This window comes from Dyella sp. (genome assembly GCF_036568765.1).
Taxonomy (GTDB): domain Bacteria; phylum Pseudomonadota; class Gammaproteobacteria; order Xanthomonadales; family Rhodanobacteraceae; genus GSA-30.
Map to the genome: position 1 here is coordinate 11962 of NZ_DATCRY010000017.1, position 14671 is coordinate 26632.

The 14671-nt window shown below is 61.9% G+C and carries 18 protein-coding genes; 6 read left to right on the forward strand and 12 right to left on the reverse strand.

Annotated elements, in window-relative coordinates; genetic code table 11:
* Positions 1 to 2 precede the first annotated feature (2 nt).
* The 7 genes from VIM98_RS00965 to VIM98_RS00995 all read right to left on the reverse strand — a co-directional run bounded on the left by VIM98_RS00965 (position 3) and on the right by VIM98_RS00995 (position 4856).
* Positions 3 to 1223 carry a low temperature requirement protein A gene (locus VIM98_RS00965; RefSeq protein WP_331991215.1) on the reverse strand — a complete coding sequence of 407 codons (1221 nt, stop codon included), beginning with the start codon at positions 1221 to 1223 and terminating at the stop codon, positions 3 to 5.
* A 110-nt stretch (positions 1224 to 1333) separates the two neighbouring features.
* The gene (locus VIM98_RS00970) at positions 1334 to 1744 is read right to left on the reverse strand and encodes a hypothetical protein (protein ID WP_331991216.1); all 411 of its coding nucleotides are present in this window, start codon (positions 1742 to 1744) and stop codon (positions 1334 to 1336) included.
* A gap of 148 nt (positions 1745 to 1892) precedes the next feature.
* A complete protein-coding gene (locus tag VIM98_RS00975) occupies positions 1893 to 2342 on the reverse strand; it encodes a PA2169 family four-helix-bundle protein (RefSeq protein WP_331991217.1) in 450 nt (149 codons plus the stop codon).
* A gap of 117 nt (positions 2343 to 2459) precedes the next feature.
* Complete coding sequence (locus VIM98_RS00980; protein ID WP_331991218.1) at positions 2460 to 3206, reverse strand: DUF2884 family protein; 747 nt, start codon at positions 3204 to 3206, stop codon at positions 2460 to 2462.
* Positions 3207 to 3255: 49 nt separating this feature from the next.
* A complete protein-coding gene (locus tag VIM98_RS00985) occupies positions 3256 to 3747 on the reverse strand; it encodes a hypothetical protein (RefSeq protein ID WP_331991219.1) in 492 nt (163 codons plus the stop codon).
* Positions 3747 to 4292, reverse strand: a complete 546-nt coding sequence (locus VIM98_RS00990; protein ID WP_331991220.1) for a peroxiredoxin — start codon at positions 4290 to 4292, stop codon at positions 3747 to 3749. The genes VIM98_RS00985 and VIM98_RS00990 overlap by 1 nt, the downstream gene beginning before the upstream one ends.
* 102 nt (positions 4293 to 4394) lie before the next feature.
* A complete protein-coding gene (locus tag VIM98_RS00995; RefSeq protein WP_331991221.1) occupies positions 4395 to 4856 on the reverse strand; it encodes a hypothetical protein in 462 nt (153 codons plus the stop codon).
* A gap of 216 nt (positions 4857 to 5072) precedes the next feature.
* Between VIM98_RS00995 and VIM98_RS01000 the strand changes: the two genes are divergently transcribed.
* From VIM98_RS01000 to VIM98_RS01010, 3 genes are all read left to right on the forward strand, one after another.
* Entirely contained in the window at positions 5073 to 5396 is a 324-nt protein-coding gene (locus tag VIM98_RS01000; protein WP_331991222.1) for a glycine zipper 2TM domain-containing protein, read from the forward strand.
* A 52-nt stretch (positions 5397 to 5448) separates the two neighbouring features.
* Positions 5449 to 5865 carry a universal stress protein gene (locus tag VIM98_RS01005; RefSeq protein ID WP_331991223.1) on the forward strand — a complete coding sequence of 139 codons (417 nt, stop codon included), beginning with the start codon at positions 5449 to 5451 and terminating at the stop codon, positions 5863 to 5865.
* A 212-nt stretch (positions 5866 to 6077) separates the two neighbouring features.
* Complete coding sequence (locus VIM98_RS01010; protein ID WP_331991224.1) at positions 6078 to 6899, forward strand: ferritin-like domain-containing protein; 822 nt, start codon at positions 6078 to 6080, stop codon at positions 6897 to 6899.
* 101 nt (positions 6900 to 7000) lie between these two features.
* Here VIM98_RS01010 and VIM98_RS01015 read toward each other — a convergent pair whose 3' ends face one another.
* From VIM98_RS01015 to VIM98_RS01025, 3 genes are read right to left on the reverse strand one after another with little or no spacing between them, the layout of a single operon-like run.
* Positions 7001 to 7438 (reverse strand): DUF6491 family protein, encoded by a 438-nt coding sequence (locus tag VIM98_RS01015; RefSeq protein ID WP_331991225.1) that lies wholly within the window; start codon positions 7436 to 7438, stop codon positions 7001 to 7003.
* A 42-nt stretch (positions 7439 to 7480) separates the two neighbouring features.
* A complete protein-coding gene (locus VIM98_RS01020; protein ID WP_331991226.1) occupies positions 7481 to 8212 on the reverse strand; it encodes a hypothetical protein in 732 nt (243 codons plus the stop codon).
* 47 nt (positions 8213 to 8259) lie between these two features.
* Complete coding sequence (locus VIM98_RS01025; RefSeq protein WP_331991227.1) at positions 8260 to 9144, reverse strand: LytTR family DNA-binding domain-containing protein; 885 nt, start codon at positions 9142 to 9144, stop codon at positions 8260 to 8262.
* 199 nt (positions 9145 to 9343) lie between these two features.
* Between VIM98_RS01025 and VIM98_RS01030 the strand changes: the two genes are divergently transcribed.
* Positions 9344 to 10564 (forward strand): acyltransferase family protein, encoded by a 1221-nt coding sequence (locus VIM98_RS01030; RefSeq protein ID WP_331991228.1) that lies wholly within the window; start codon positions 9344 to 9346, stop codon positions 10562 to 10564.
* 81 nt (positions 10565 to 10645) lie between these two features.
* Here the strand turns inward: VIM98_RS01030 and VIM98_RS01035 are convergent, their stop codons facing one another.
* Positions 10646 to 10948, reverse strand: coding sequence for a DUF3247 family protein (locus tag VIM98_RS01035; RefSeq protein WP_331991229.1), 303 nt, complete (start codon positions 10946 to 10948; stop codon positions 10646 to 10648).
* A gap of 147 nt (positions 10949 to 11095) precedes the next feature.
* On the opposite strand from VIM98_RS01035, the gene VIM98_RS01040 reads away from it, so the two are divergent.
* Positions 11096 to 12358: an MFS transporter gene (locus tag VIM98_RS01040; RefSeq protein ID WP_331991230.1), complete on the forward strand. Its 1263-nt coding sequence runs from the start codon at positions 11096 to 11098 to the stop codon at positions 12356 to 12358.
* Positions 12359 to 12435: 77 nt separating this feature from the next.
* Here VIM98_RS01040 and VIM98_RS01045 read toward each other — a convergent pair whose 3' ends face one another.
* Complete coding sequence (locus tag VIM98_RS01045) at positions 12436 to 13374, reverse strand: AraC family transcriptional regulator (RefSeq protein ID WP_331991231.1); 939 nt, start codon at positions 13372 to 13374, stop codon at positions 12436 to 12438.
* Positions 13375 to 13607: 233 nt separating this feature from the next.
* Between VIM98_RS01045 and VIM98_RS01050 the strand changes: the two genes are divergently transcribed.
* Entirely contained in the window at positions 13608 to 14669 is a 1062-nt protein-coding gene (locus tag VIM98_RS01050; protein ID WP_331991232.1) for an NAD(P)-dependent alcohol dehydrogenase, read from the forward strand.
* The last annotated feature ends 2 nt before the right edge of the window (positions 14670 to 14671 follow it).

Consider the following 14671-nt stretch of genomic DNA (forward strand, 5'->3'; position numbering starts at 1 on the left):
GCTCACGCCTTGTCCTCTTCGATTGTCGCCCTCAGTCCGCGTAGCGCCCACGTCTCCCAGGCCGCGACGACCACCAGCACCATGCTCGTCAACACCGACAACCATAGACAGCCGATCACCAGCGACGGAACGACCAGAACGACCAGTAAACCCAAACCCACCAGGTGCGACAGCGGAAACGGTACGCGATTGACGGTCTTCTTGAACAACGCGCTACCCAACAGGTAAAGCATCGGTCCACCGATCAGCACCATCGCCTGTGTCGCATCGACGCGAGCCGCCGGGTGGGCGATACTGGTTTCATCGCCCACCGCACAAACCACGATGCCTGCGACAATCAACAGATGCAGGTAGGTATAGGCCAGGCGCCCGTAGCGACCGGGATCGGACGATCGGCGAATGGCACGGCTACCGCGTTCGGCGCCCAGGTCGAAATAGATCCACCACATCGCTACGCTGCCGATGAAAGCGGTGACCAACGCAGCCGATGCGGAGGGATCGCGCGCCGTTTCGGCAAACGTCGAACCGGTGACGACAATCGATTCGCCCAACGCAATCAACACGAACAAACTGCAACGTTCGGCAAGATGCCCGCCTTCGATATCCCAATCGGTCGTGCTGGAGCGGCCAAGACCCGGAACATAGAACAAGGCTGCCGGTCCGATATATTCGATCGCCAGGGCCGTCACCCACCACATCCACCGCATCTGTAGATCGCTGAAGCCGCCGATCAGCCAGCACACGCCTGCAAGGCAAAACCACACCGCGATTCGCTGGAAGTTACGCGTATTGGCTGGCGAGTCGCGCCCCAGTGCCCACAACATGAAAAAAGTGCGCCCCACCTGCATCAGTACATAAGCACAGGCGAAGACCGCACCGTATTCGCCGAAGGCGTCGGGCAACGCCGTGGATAGCAGCAATCCGGCCAGCATCAGCACCAGCAGCATGATGCGTACGGCCAATCGCTCCGGGTCCAGCCAATTGGTGATCCATCCGGTGAATATCCATACCCACCATACCGCCAGGAACAGCAGCAGCACTTCGAAAGCGCCGGCAATGCTCAAATGGCCCAGTAAGGTGTGCGATAGCTGGGTTACCGCATAAACGAACACCAGATCGAAGAACAGCTCGATATTGGTGACACGTCCGTTCGCATCGCGACCGCGATCTCGCAGTAACCCACGTGTCCCATCGCTGGGACCGGCAACAGTGTCGCGCGACATGACATAACCCCTGGAGCCATGGATCCAAGGGCTACATAACCGTGTTCGACCGTCGCAGGTCAAGTCTGCTTGATGGCTGGTTCTTCAACCCTTGCTCCATCCTTGCGTCCTCAACGCTCAGTGGCAATGTCGACCACTTTGCCGGCGACCAGCGTCACCCTGACGCTGCCACGGCCCACCCGATAGTGCCATTGCGTCGCGCGACGAGCCTGTGGACCGTGGCGATCCTTGCCACCCCGGTGGCGGCGTGGCGACCTCCGGTCGATCGGGCCTCGATGGACAGTGCCGGATATCGCAATAGGTGCCCCCAGCAAGGCACGCACACGCGCAGCATCGTCTCCTGCCGTAAGCACGCGATGGCCGATGCGATAGGTCGCCGCAGCGGATGCCCAGCCCGGCACCCACAAGACGCAGATCAGGCATACCGAAAACGCAGCCGCGGCAATCCTGCCGCGGCTGCGCCCGCCCTGAAATTCCCTCCGCTCCCGTTTTTGCTCCCGTTTGTCGGTGACAGGTGCCATCCTTGGCGATCTTCTCCATCAACCGCTGTGTCGGGTACAAGCTAACCCGGCATGCGGCCACGACCTATCGGCATCCCGCGCGATTTCATAACGCGCAGGGCGAACGGGCTTGTAGGTGTAGAAGTGAGCGCCAGCGACAGGACCGGCGTTATCCGCTGTGGGTTGTACCTGCCAGGCAGTGCATGTCCAGATGGATGCGATGTAAACGATGCAATTGCCTATGCAGCACACAAGCAGTGTCGCTGTCGGAATGTCGATGTACCTGCTGTTCGAACCGATCCAGCAGCGCGCATTCGCAGCGGGCAAGGCAACGTACCCAGGCGGTATCGCGCCCGGCCTGATCCACGCGAGCCATCGCCGCATCGGCGAATGCGGCGCGCAACGCGCCGAAGAACGTGCCGTGGGTAGCAGGAGTCCTGCCGTGCGCACGCAGGTGCTTCTGTAAATCGTCGATCAGTAGATCGAGGGCCTGGGCGTTTTCATTCAATAGATCGCGTAGCCCCGGTTCGCGCACCTGGGCCAAGGCATGGCGATACATCGCCCGGTCGTCGATACCGCGGCGAATCAATACATTGAAGGGGTGGGCGGCCTGGGGCACGACATCCGCCTCCTCGGCGGCTACAACGAACTCCAAAAGACGGGGCCAATGCTGGTCCTCCGGCACTTAGCGGCGGATTAACCTGTCATGGTTGGGTGGCGTTCACTTATGTGGCACTCATGGTCCGACATGCAGCAGATTCAGTGGGCGGCCGTCGGCCCCGCGAATGCCCTCCTGTAGCTCGGCCAGTTCGCGCAGTTCCGGACAAAGCGCCTGGATCTGCGGCCGAAGCGCCTGCATGCGCCGCTCAAGCCGAGGGCGAAGCTCGGTGGCCAGATCGGTGGCGCGGTCGCGCAGGTCGGCTGCGCCTTGCAGGTCGCCGCTGACCGCCGCGGCGACCGCCTGCTGACTGAGCTCGCTGGCGAGCAACGGCAGGATGTCGCCGGCTATCTGATTGGCATAGCCGGTAGCGATGTCGCCCTGCCAGTCGTGGGTACTTTCGCTGGCGGCGATGCGCTGCTTGAGCTCCTGCGCCCTGGCACTGAGCCGACGATCGAGTTCCGCCTGGGTTTCGGCACTCAGCGATAGTTGTGCGGCTTCGTCATGCATGGCGCGCGCCAGCATGTCCACCCCATTGCGGGCTACCGCCTTGGCACGTGGCTCCAGCGCACGCAGCCGGCGCTCGAACATGGCCAGGCGATCCTGTTCGTCCATGCGCAACGCCACGGTGCGGCCATCGGTCTGCAGGGTGCCATCCTGCAGCTCTACCCGATAGGGCGCCGGCTGGGGCCGATCGAACAACAGGCTTTGCGGCCGCAGGGTCAGGTCATAGCTGCTGCTGGCCTGGCAGGTGGTGGCCAGATTCTGTGCCTGAGCACTGGCGGCACACGCCGATGCGAAAACGAACCATGCCAAGCGACGCATACAGTCTCCACCACGCCTTGAACGAAGCGCAGCGATAACCGCCGCCGCATCAACGGGCGCTGAATCGCCGTCGCGAGTGCCGGAATTGCTCGGCGACCTCGGGGCGACCCAGCATCCAGGCCAGCCACAACAGCCACGGCAATGCGATGACCTTCAGTGCGAGCGCGATCGTGTATACCCGCTTGGCCTGCTCATTGAGCGCCAGCAAGACATCGGCGAACTGCGGATTGGCCAACGCGGTCTGGCGCGCGGTTTCGAAATCGCCCCAGTGCAGCAGCATGACGATGCCGCTGGCCAACGCATAGGCGGCAAGCAAAAGCAGGACGATGCGTATCGCGCCATGCGCCCACTTCTGGCGCAAGATCGCACCTACGCAGACGACGATGGCGGCAAAGGACACCGCCAGGTAAACAAAATCGCCATGTTGCAGGTATTGCAGGCCGGCATAGGCCAGCAGCAGCAGCAGGACCCACAGCGAGAGACTCCAGGCGGAGAAACGACGCGGCCTTGCCGCGTCGTTTCGAACCTTGATTACCGCCATCAGGACGAAGCCTTCAGCGTGCCCAGGTCAGCCAGCACCTGCGACGAATTCTTTTCCGGGTCGACGTCGGTGTAGACCTTGGCAATCTTGCCGTTCGGATCGATCAGGAAAGTGGTGCGCTTGGCATAGTGCATATCGCCATGCGACGTCAGCACGCCATAGGTCGAGGCCACCTTGCTATCGGCATCGGACAGCAACGGGAACGGGACGTGATATTTCTCGGCAAATTCCTGGTGCGACTTGACATTATCCAGACTCACGCCGACGACGTCGGCACCGGCCTTGCGCAGCTTGGCGATATCGTCGCGGAACGTGCAGACCTGCGTGGTGCAACCGACGGTGAAATCCTTCGGATAGAAGTACATCACCAGCCAACGTCCCTTGTGGTCGGCCGGAGTGTGCCAGTGGCCATTCTGATCCTGCAGGCGGAAATCCGGAGCGACCTGGCCCACCTGAGGCATGTTGGCCGGGGTGTCGGCGGCAAACGCCGGCGTGGCGGCCCCCACAAAAAGAGAAAGCAAAAAGAGCAAGACGTTGCGACGCATGGGGCGACTCCTGAAGTGGCCGGGGAACTGGACAAGTGTACGCTTAAAAAACAAGGGCGCCACGAGGGCGCCCTTGCACACGCATCCGGTGAATACCGGTTTTCAGCGAACCCGTTCGATAGTGAACTTGCCCACCGAAATGCCGAGGTTGACACCTTCGCCCGTACCCGACAAAGCCAGCGATGTGGTGCCCTTGGTCAACACCTGGGCCTGACCGCTCTTGACCACGCCGGCCTCTGCGCCTGCCTGCGCATAGTCGCCAAAGACATCGTCGATGGTGCGTACGTGCGAGATCGCGCCCTTGCCGTCGTCGATGCGGTATTTGCCGGCTGTCAGGCCGCCCCCGACGACACTGATCTTCACGTTGGCACGCTGGCCGTTATTGCAGACGATCGTACCCAGGCCTTCGGCATGCTTGTAGAGAATCGACCAGCCTTTCAGCGAGAAACGCAAGTCGCAATCCACGTTGGCGTCGGCCGCATGGACAGGCGTCGCCGGCAGGGCGGACAGACCCATCGTAGAAAACAGAAGCAGTGCTGCCAAACCGAAATGACGCTTGCTCATGAAACCTCTCCTTTATCGCATGACTTCAAAGTGAGCCGCCGCTAAATGAAATGAAAGTTGCGTTCGGCCGGCGGCCGTGGTGCTCGAAGCGCGTATAGCGAAACCCGGCGCAGGTGATGACAACGTGGAGATCGCATTGCAATTGATTTTTTTGATCTTTCCCTAACAAACTCCCGCGCAGACTGGTTACACCGACCGAGACTCCGAGGTACTGCCATGACTACTCGTTCGCTAAAAACATGTGTTGCCGCTTGTGCGGTCGCGCTGGCACTTGGCCCGGCATCCGCTTGGGCATCGCATACAGTGTGCCGTGATGTCGAGGTGCAAGATCAACCGAAGGATCAACACCAGATCGCCGGTATGGCGATCGGCGCGGTCGGTGGCGGTCTGCTAGGTCACCAGATCGGTGGCGGCAAGGGCAAAACGCTGGCGACGGTCGGCGGTGCGGTCGCCGGTGGTTATGCCGGCAAGAAGATCCAGGAAAACCAGCAAGCCAAGCACACGCATATCGAGCGCCGTTGCCATAAGGTCGAGGACTGACCCATAGTTGGCGCATCGCTGTGCGCACGATCCACCCTGCCATGGAGGCAGCATGTTCAATTATTCGCTGGTCGGTTACGACAGCTCGTCGTCTTCGCAACAGGCTTTCCGGTTTGCCATCGAGCTTGCCCGGCTGTCCAAGGGACGTGTGCGCGTGGTCTCCGCCTTGCCGGTGGTCGAAGGAGGCGTGGATACGACCTCCCTGGTGATGACTGACACGTCCGGCCAGCGGGCGGCCGAACTGAAAGCCGAACTTCAGGCGCTGGCACCGGGCTGCGAAGGCATGGTCGACCTGGAAGTGCTGCACGGCAGCCCGGGCGACGTGTTGCTCGGCCAAGTGCAGGCGCATGGGATCGACCATATCGTCATCGGCCACACGGAGCGCGGCGCCCTGGCGCGCTGGCTGGTCGGCTCGGTCTCCGATGACATTCTGGCGCGGGCGCACGTACCGGTGACGGTTGTCCGCTAAGCCCCCCTAGCCTCCTGGCAAAGCCGCGAGAATCTTCGTTTTCGCGGCTTTTTTGTGTCCGCTCGCGCAAGTTTTCGCGAGCCGCCCCGCATTACGGCGCCTCGGTGAACAATCGTTAATCCCCTACGGCGCCAAGGCGTCGTATCCTCTTGTCATAATATAGTCATGCCCAGGGGAACTCCCGGGGGCTGCCCGATAACAGGAACCACCGCGTGAGCTACACCACATCGTTGCCCTGGACGCTGGAAAGTCTGGACCTCGATCGCATCGACATCGAGCGGATTCGCCACAACGAAGACCTTTTCTTTCTGCTCTGCAGCGCATCCTTCGTCGAAAGCGGGTCGGATCTGTACACCCATAACCTGGTCGACCATTTTGCTGGCGACGAGGAACTGCAAACTTGGCTCAGCCAGCATTGGGAGCACGAGGAATTGCAGCACGGGCGCGCGCTGGCGGCCTACGTGCGCAAGGTGTGGCCGGAGTTCGATTGGGAACGTGGCTTCAAGGCGTTCTGGGACGACTACGGCGCGGTATGTACCTCCGAACAGCTCGAATCCAGTCGCGGATTGGAACTGGCCGCGCGCTGCGTGGTGGAAACGGGCACGGCGAGCCTCTATCGCGCGCTCAACGACATCACCGACGAGCCGGTACTCAAGCAGCTGACCAACCATATCAAGAGCGATGAAGTTCGCCACTACAAGAACTTCTACCAGCACTACCGACGCTATCGCGAGAAGGAAGGTTTCGGCCGCTACAAGGTGTTTCGCGCGGTGCTGCGCCGGGTCAACGAGATCAAGAGCGAAGACAGCGATATCGCCCTGCGACATGTGTTCAATCAATGCTATCCGCAGCATATCGGCGACCGCGCGAAGTTCCGCGAGGTAACCGGGCGCGCACAGGATCTGCTCAAACGGAACATTCCGGCCGAGATGACGGTGAAGATGTTGCTCAAACCGCTGGACTTGCCGACACGCGTGCAAAATGCGATCGAGAAGCCACTGGCGAAGATTGCGGAGAAGTTGTTCCTGCAGTGATGGGAAGACGCTGGGCCCAGCATTCGCTGGGCGGCGGTCAGGAAAGGGCGATCGGGTCTCGATGCCGATTGCCTAGTGCAGTCCAGAGCCTGACACTTTGATTACGGCGAAGCCGCGCGCTCCTTCTCGTCGATCTTGCGTTCTTTCTGCAAGCGCTCCTCGGCCTTGAGCTTCTGCACATCGACCGGACGGATTTCCATGATCGTGCAGGGGTAGTTTCCACCGGCCAGCACCTTGTCGAAACGAATAGTAACCTCGTGCATGAGCGAGGTCAGACCGATCGCAGTAGCAAATAGAAGATTCCGGCAACCGCCATCGACGGTAAGCAGATAGGCCTCGTTGCCGCGCGTATAGATCGCCAGGCGATCGCGATCCAGCGGCTCCCACGACCATAGCGAGAAGTAGCGGAAACTGTTGACCGGCGCACCGCTGGCGGCCTCATAGGCAAGCAGCCGATGGCTGGGTTTGTCCGGTGCACTGGCGCAGGCGGCCAGCGCGGCCACGACCAGCGCGACAAGCATGGAGCGAAGGTATTTCATGACGACAACCTCCTCGATAGGGTCGTGACGTGAAAGAACGCGCTACTTCTTCTTGCCGCTGACAGGCTGCCACTTGGTGGGGTCGAAGCCGCCGACTTCGTACACCAGGGTCTCTTTTTTGTTGTCGTCCTTGGTGGTGACATCCAGCGTGATCTTCTTGGCCTTCTGCAACGTGGCGATGAACGCCTTGTCGTCGCGGATCATGATGGCCGGCTCGCCGGTGGTGGGCGCAAAGCCCTTGATGCCGCTGGCCTTGCCATCGACCGTGGCGTTGATCGTGCAATTGCCCTTGCAGACGAAACCGCGGCCGCTCCCATACAGGAAGGCGTTCTGGCCCCATTCGGTATGGCGGCGCAGCACCAGGCGGACGCGGTCGTTGCCCGAAGGCAGCGTCGAATAGATCGTTGCGGTCGACTGCGTGCCACCGGCCATTGGCGATACCTGGTAGAGCCACAAGGCCGACAGGCGCGCCTTTTCGCGGTTTTCCTTGAAGCGCTGCTCGATGGCCGGCAAGGTCTGTTGAACTTCCTTGGCCGCATCGGTATCGGCAAAGCGCTGGACGATATCCTGCCCCATCAGCACCGTCATCTCGTCATTGCCCTGCTTGAGCAGTTGGCGGTAGGAATCGAGCTTCCGGGCGGCATCGGCCTGCTTCTGCGCGGCCTCGGACTGCGCCTGTTCGGCGGCCGACGGTTGCTGGTCGGCCTGCTGCGAGCAGCCGGCGAGCATGGCGGCGGCCATCAAGGTCAACAGCGGAAGGCGGATCGGATTCATGCAGGCAACCTCGTCGCAGATATTCGAGCGTGTAGAGTAACGGGCCCTCAGCCTCGCGCAACCTCGGCGCGCCCGGCCTCGCCGAAGCGTTCGCGCAACTGCGCGCGATAGCGGCGGCTGCACGGAATCTTCATGCTGCCCTGCATGGTCAGCCGCGCATCGCCGGTTTCCAGCGGCTCGATTTCGGCCAGGTAGTCCAGATTGATGAAATAGCTGCGCTGCACGCGCACAAAGCGCGTGGGGTCGAGCTTTTCCTCGATGCTGGCCATCGTCGCCCGCAATGGGTAATCCCTGCCGCGCACATGCAGGTTCACATAGTTGCCCGACGCCTGGAGCCATTCGATCTCGCGCGCATTGATCAGAAACTCCTTGCCCAGCTTGCGCACCAGAAAACGCTCCGGTCGTTCCACCGGCTCCACCGGCGGGCCTTCGTCCGGCTCGGCCAACAGGCGCGCTTCGCCTTGGAAACGGGTGCGCCACAGCTGGTAGAGCGCAATCAGCGCGACGATGCCGGCGTAAGAGCGGACATCCTTGAGGTATTCGTAACCCCACACCTCCCAGGAGCCGAACTCGTAGCGTCGGCCCATCGCGGTATAGACCAGGGTGCGCAGCAGCACCATGCCGCCAACGTGCACCAGGCTGAAGAGCACGCTGCCCAGTAAAAGCCAGGGCAGGCTGGTGCGCCAGGTCTCGAAGCGGATCGGCCAGCGCCGTTGGCCGGCGACGACCGCCGGGATCAAGGCCAGCATCACCATCGCGCTTGACCACTCCCAACACCAGGGCTCCCACGGGGCCAGGCCAGGGTGGTCCATGGTCGAGGTCACGCTGTTGAAGGTGGCATTGAGAACGAAGAAGGCGATCCAGAAGCCGACCTCGAAGGGGCGACGCCAGCGGTCGAAGGAACGGTAGTCGAAGGAGGAGGCGGTGGGCATAGAGGGAGTTTAGGCGAGTTGGCTCGGTGCGGTGCGCTTGAAGCAGGGACGAGGGGCGAGCCACCGTAAAGCTCCACCCCACCTCATCCCCGCCATCCCACCACTCGTCCCTGGTGGCCCGCAATCAATCACCTGGCGCGAGACACGCAGGCCTCCCACGACCAGCATCCCTGCCACTTTCCACCTGGGAGCCCACGCCATGAGCGCCTCTACCCGACGCCACGACATCGACGCCCTGCGCGTCCTGGCCTTTGGCCTGCTGATCTTTTTCCACCTCGGCATGCTCTATGTCGCCGACTGGGATTTCCACCTGAAGAGCTCGCACACCGCCGAATGGCTGCAATACCCGATGATGTTTCTCAACCGCTGGCGCATGGAATTGCTCTTCGTGATTTCCGGCCTGGCGGTGCACTTCCTGCGCGGCAAGACCGCTCTGCCCCGCCTGGCCTGGAAGCGCACGGTCCGGTTGATGTTGCCGCTGCTGGTCGGCATGGCCGTGATCGTCCCGATCCAGCCCTATGTGCAGGGCTTGTCCAACGGCCTGGTGCAACCCGGTTTCGGCACCTTCCTCCTACGCTACTGGACCGGCGGCCCCTGGCCGGCGCATGCCTTCGACGGCTGGCAGTTCGGCGTGACCTGGAACCACCTGTGGTACCTGCCATATTTGTGGTGCTACACCATGGTGTTGCTGATCGCGATGCCACTCATCGAGTCGCCCGTCGCTCGCCGCCTGCGCGAGCGCCTGCCCGCCTTGCGCGGTGCCGCCTTGTTGCTACTGCCCGCGCTGCCGCTGTTCGTCGCCGGCCAGCTTGCCGACCGCTATCCGATGACGCATGCCCTGATCGGTGACTGGTACGCACATGCGTTGTACGGCACCTGCTTTATCTATGGTTATTTGCTCGGCACGGGGACACACGCCTGGGACGAACTGGCACGCCTGCGCCGCGTCTCGCTGATCATCGCGCTCGCTTCGTTTGCAGTCTTTATCGGCCTGGATCACTTCGGCGACCGATGGCTCGGTCACGCGCCGACCGCGCTGGACCTGGCGATCGGGATTCCGCTGGTCCGCGCTGCACAATACCTGTACATGTGGACCGCCATCGCCACGGTGCTGGGCTTCGGCCATACCTATCTCAACCGCCCTTTCCGCTGGCTACCCTATGCACGCGAGGCGGTCTATCCCTGGTACATCCTGCATCAGAGCGTGATGCTGGCGCTGGCGTGGCAGTTGCTGCCGCTGGGTCTGGGCCCGATCGGCGAACCGCTGGCCCTGCTCGTCGGCACTGTCGCCGGCTGCGCGATCGGACACGAGATCATCCGACGCGTTGCCTGGCTACGCCCGCTGTTCGGGCTCGAGCGTATCGGCAAGATCGAGCCATCGATGCCCCGGATATCGCGCTTGGCTGACGATCTGACGTGAAAGAGCACGGAGTGAGCGATGGGGAGTGAGCGAGAGCCGAGCCATAACTCCCCACTCCTCTTCACTTACTCCTCGCTCCTCTCAGCTCTCCGCACCCAATGTCGAATCCAGATGCTCGATGTGCCGTATGTCGTCCAGCCAGATCGATCGCGTCCATGCAGGCACGTCGGGGCGCTCTAACCGAACTACGCCATTGAAACCTTCATGATGCTGGGGATCGAGGAATACCTGCACGTTTGGACGCTCGCAGATCACACCATCGCAAACGGTACCGTCGCGCAGTTGCAACACGACATGGCCGTTGGTCGGCAACTGGCTGACCAAGGCCTCCAGACGCTGAATACGCGCCTGATCGTTGTAGACATGTTCGGCCAATCTGCCCATGGCTCACTCCGCTTCGGCTACCTTACTGGGACTATCAACTTAGCGTAGACGCAGAAAAATGCGGGTCAATGGAGTGACAGGCTATCGTTAATGCTTTGCCGTGGGCTGGCCCGGTGCGGATAATGCGCACTTCCAAGAGGACATCTCATGGCCGATTCCGCGCTGCCCCCAGCGGATTCCCTGCTAAAACACCCAGCTTTCGTTCAGTTCTGGTTTGCACGCATCGCATCGAGCTTCGGTTTTCAGATGCTGTCGGTGGCCGTGGGCTGGCAGATCTATGAAGTGACCGGACGCGCCTTCGACCTGGGCCTGATCGGGCTTGCGCAATTCGTGCCGTCGTTCCTGCTCGCGCTGCCCGCCGGCCACGTCGCCGATCAATTCGAGCGTCGAAAAATCGTACGCTACGGATTGACCATCGAGCTGATCGCTATTGCGGTACTGGCTACGTTGAGCCTGCTGCATGCGGTACACGAAGCCGGCATCCTGGCACTGGTCTTCCTGATCGGCATCGCCAAGGCATTCGAATTTCCCGCGCTGCAATCGATGCTGCCCGCACTGGTACCTGCACCGATCCTGCCGCGCGCGATGGCGGCAAGCAGTTCGGCCGGTCAAGCGGCCACGATTCTCGGTCCCGCATTGGGCGGTCTTTTGTATGTTGCCGGCCCCGGTGCGGTCTATGCGCTGGCCGGGGTGCTGTATGTCGTCGCGGTCAGCATGCTGGCCCTGCTGCGCTACGAGCAAGCACCGCCGCGACGCGAGCCGGCCACCTTGCATACGGTGTTCGCCGGCGTGCATTTCATCCGTCATCGCCCGGACGTGCTCGGGGTGATCTCGCTCGATCTGTTCGCGGTGCTGCTCGGCGGCGCCACTGCATTGTTGCCGATCTTCGCCAAGGACATCTTGCATACCGGGCCCTGGGGCATGGGCCTGCTGCGTGCTGCTCCAGCAGCAGGTGCCTTGCTGATGTCGATCTGGTTGGCACGCCATAGCATGCAGCGACACGTGGGCATCACCATGTTCGCCGCGGTTGCGGGTTTCGGCGTCGCGACTCTGGTATTCGCCGTATCGAAAGTGCTGTGGCTGTCGCTGGCCGCGCTATTCGCGCTCGGCGCCTTCGACATGGTCAGCGTCGTGATTCGCGGCTCGCTGGTGCAGCTCGATACGCCCGATGAGATGCGCGGCCGCGTCGCGGCAGTCAATGCCATCTTCGTCAACACGTCAAATCAATTGGGCGAATTCGAATCGGGCATGCTGGCCGCATGGATCGGTGCGGTCAATGCTACGTTGATTGGCGGTATCGGAACGCTGGCCGTTGTCGGCATCTGGATGTTCCTGTTCCCGACGCTGCGTCGTCGCCAAAGGCTGCAGTCGGCACCGGAGCAGGCACAAGTCGCTGAAGGGACCCTTTGAGAAGCGAGTGATGAGGAGTGAATAAGCGTCTGGCCTCGGCTCTCTCTGACTCCTCACGCCTCTCCACTCACTCCTTCTCATACAGAAGCCATTTCCCGCAACTGCGCCACATCGCGCAATGGCGGCGCCCCATAGAAGCGGCTGTATTCGCGGCTGAACTGCGAGGGACTTTCGTAGCCGACGCGATGGGCCGCGTGGGCGGCATCGCATTGTTCGGTCAACAGCAAGCGACGCGCCTCCTGCAAGCGCAACAGCTTTTGGTACTGCAGCGGGCTCATTGCCGTGATCGCCTTGAAATGGTGGTGCAGCGAAGAAACGCTCATGTTCACCGTCTGCGCCAGCTCCTGGATGCGCAGCGGCAGATGGAAATGGTGTTTGAGCCATTCGACGGCACGCGAGATCTGCTGGGTCTGGCTACCGTTCATAGCAATCTGGCGAAGCCGCATGCCCTGCTCGCCGATCAGCAGGCGATACATCACTTCGCGCTCGATCAGGGGCGCCAGCACGGGAATATCCGCCGGCGCGTCGAGCAAGCGCACCATGCGCAGCATCGCGTCGAGCAGATCGTCCGTTAAGGGGCTAACGGACATGCCACGGCCGGGCGCGGCGTTGGGCGGCGGCAACTCGCCGGCCATCATCTCGGCGATACGCACCGCATCGAGCCGCAGCACGACGCATAGGCACGGCGACTCCGGCGAAGCTTCCAGTACGTTGGACAGCACGGGCAGGTCGATCGAGGTCACCAGATAGTTGGCCTGGTCGTAGCGATAACGCTCGCCGGCCAGCATCAGCTGCTTGCCGCCCTGCGCGACCAGGGTCAACGCCGAGGTGTACAAGCCGCACACCGGACCGGTGGGATGGCTGGAGCGAAACAGGGACAAGCCAGGAACTGACGTCGAATGGTCTCCGTCCCTGCCGGTCAATCGTTCAACCAAGGCTGCCAGATCCTGCCGTTTACGCTCCAGCCCGTCGCCTGACGAGGCAATGTGCTTTTCCAGCATTTGCATGATTTCCATGTAAAAACCACGAACATCCAGCTTGCCTGTTTCTGCGGCAACGTGCGAGCACTCAGAGTATACGGTGCAGGATCGAGCAACGATTTCGCAGGATCGAGCTACCGCCGCCGGGCCGGGGTTTGCATACTTACCGACGTTCGACGACCACCGAAGGCGCCGCCTTCTCTCGAGGAGGCGGCGCTGCCCGCCCTTCGTCACCGCCGTTCGCCCTGTCATCAACCCGGAGCTTTTTTATGACTCTCGACATTCGCAGCTTTGCCGCCCAGAACGCCACCACTCCGCTGGCGCCACTGACGGTCCAGCGCCGCGATCCGCGTCCGACCGACGTGGTGATCGACATCCTTTACTGCGGCGTATGCCACTCGGACATCCACCAGGCCCGCAACGAGTGGAAGAACAGCATTTACCCGATGGTGCCGGGCCATGAAATCATCGGCCGGGTCGCTTCGGTCGGCGCCAATGTCAGCAAATTCAAGGTTGGCGACATGGTCGGCGTCGGCTGCATGGTCGACTCCTGCCAGCATTGCGATGCCTGCGGCCAAGGCCTGGAGCAGTACTGCCGCGAAGGCGCAGTGTGGACCTATAACGGTACCGACCGTCGCGATCAGATGCCGACCTTTGGCGGTTATTCTGAAAAGATCGTGGTCGACGACAAGTTCGTCGTGCGCATTCCCGATTCGCTCGACCCCAAGGCTGCCGCACCGCTGCTGTGCGCAGGTATCACCACCTACTCGCCCCTGAAGTACTGGAAGATCGGCAAGGGCAGCAAGGTAGCAGTAGTCGGCTTGGGCGGCCTGGGCCACATGGGCCTGAAGTTCGCCAAGGCCATGGGTGCCGACGTGACGCTGTTCACCCGTACGCCGGACAAGGAAGCCGAGGCACGCCGCCTGGGCGCCGACCATGTGGTGCTGTCGACCGACGAAAAGCAGATGGCAGCTGTGGCACGCCAGTTCGACTTCATCCTCGACACGGTGCCGAGCCCGCACGATCTGAACCCGTACCTGACCACGCTGGCGATGAACGGCACGCTGTGCCTGGTCGGCTTGCTCGAACCGATCGCACCGGAAGTGGCCGCCGCCAACGTGGTGATCGGTCGTCGCTCGATCGCCGGCTCGGCCATCGGCGGCATCGCCGAAACGCAGGAAATGCTTGACTACTGCGGCAAGACCGGCATCGTCAGCGATATCGAGATGATCGATATCCAGTACATCAACGATGCTTACACCCGCATGCTCAAGAGCGACGTGCGCTATCGCTTCGTGATCGATCTGGCGTCGTTGAACAAAGCCGCCTGAGA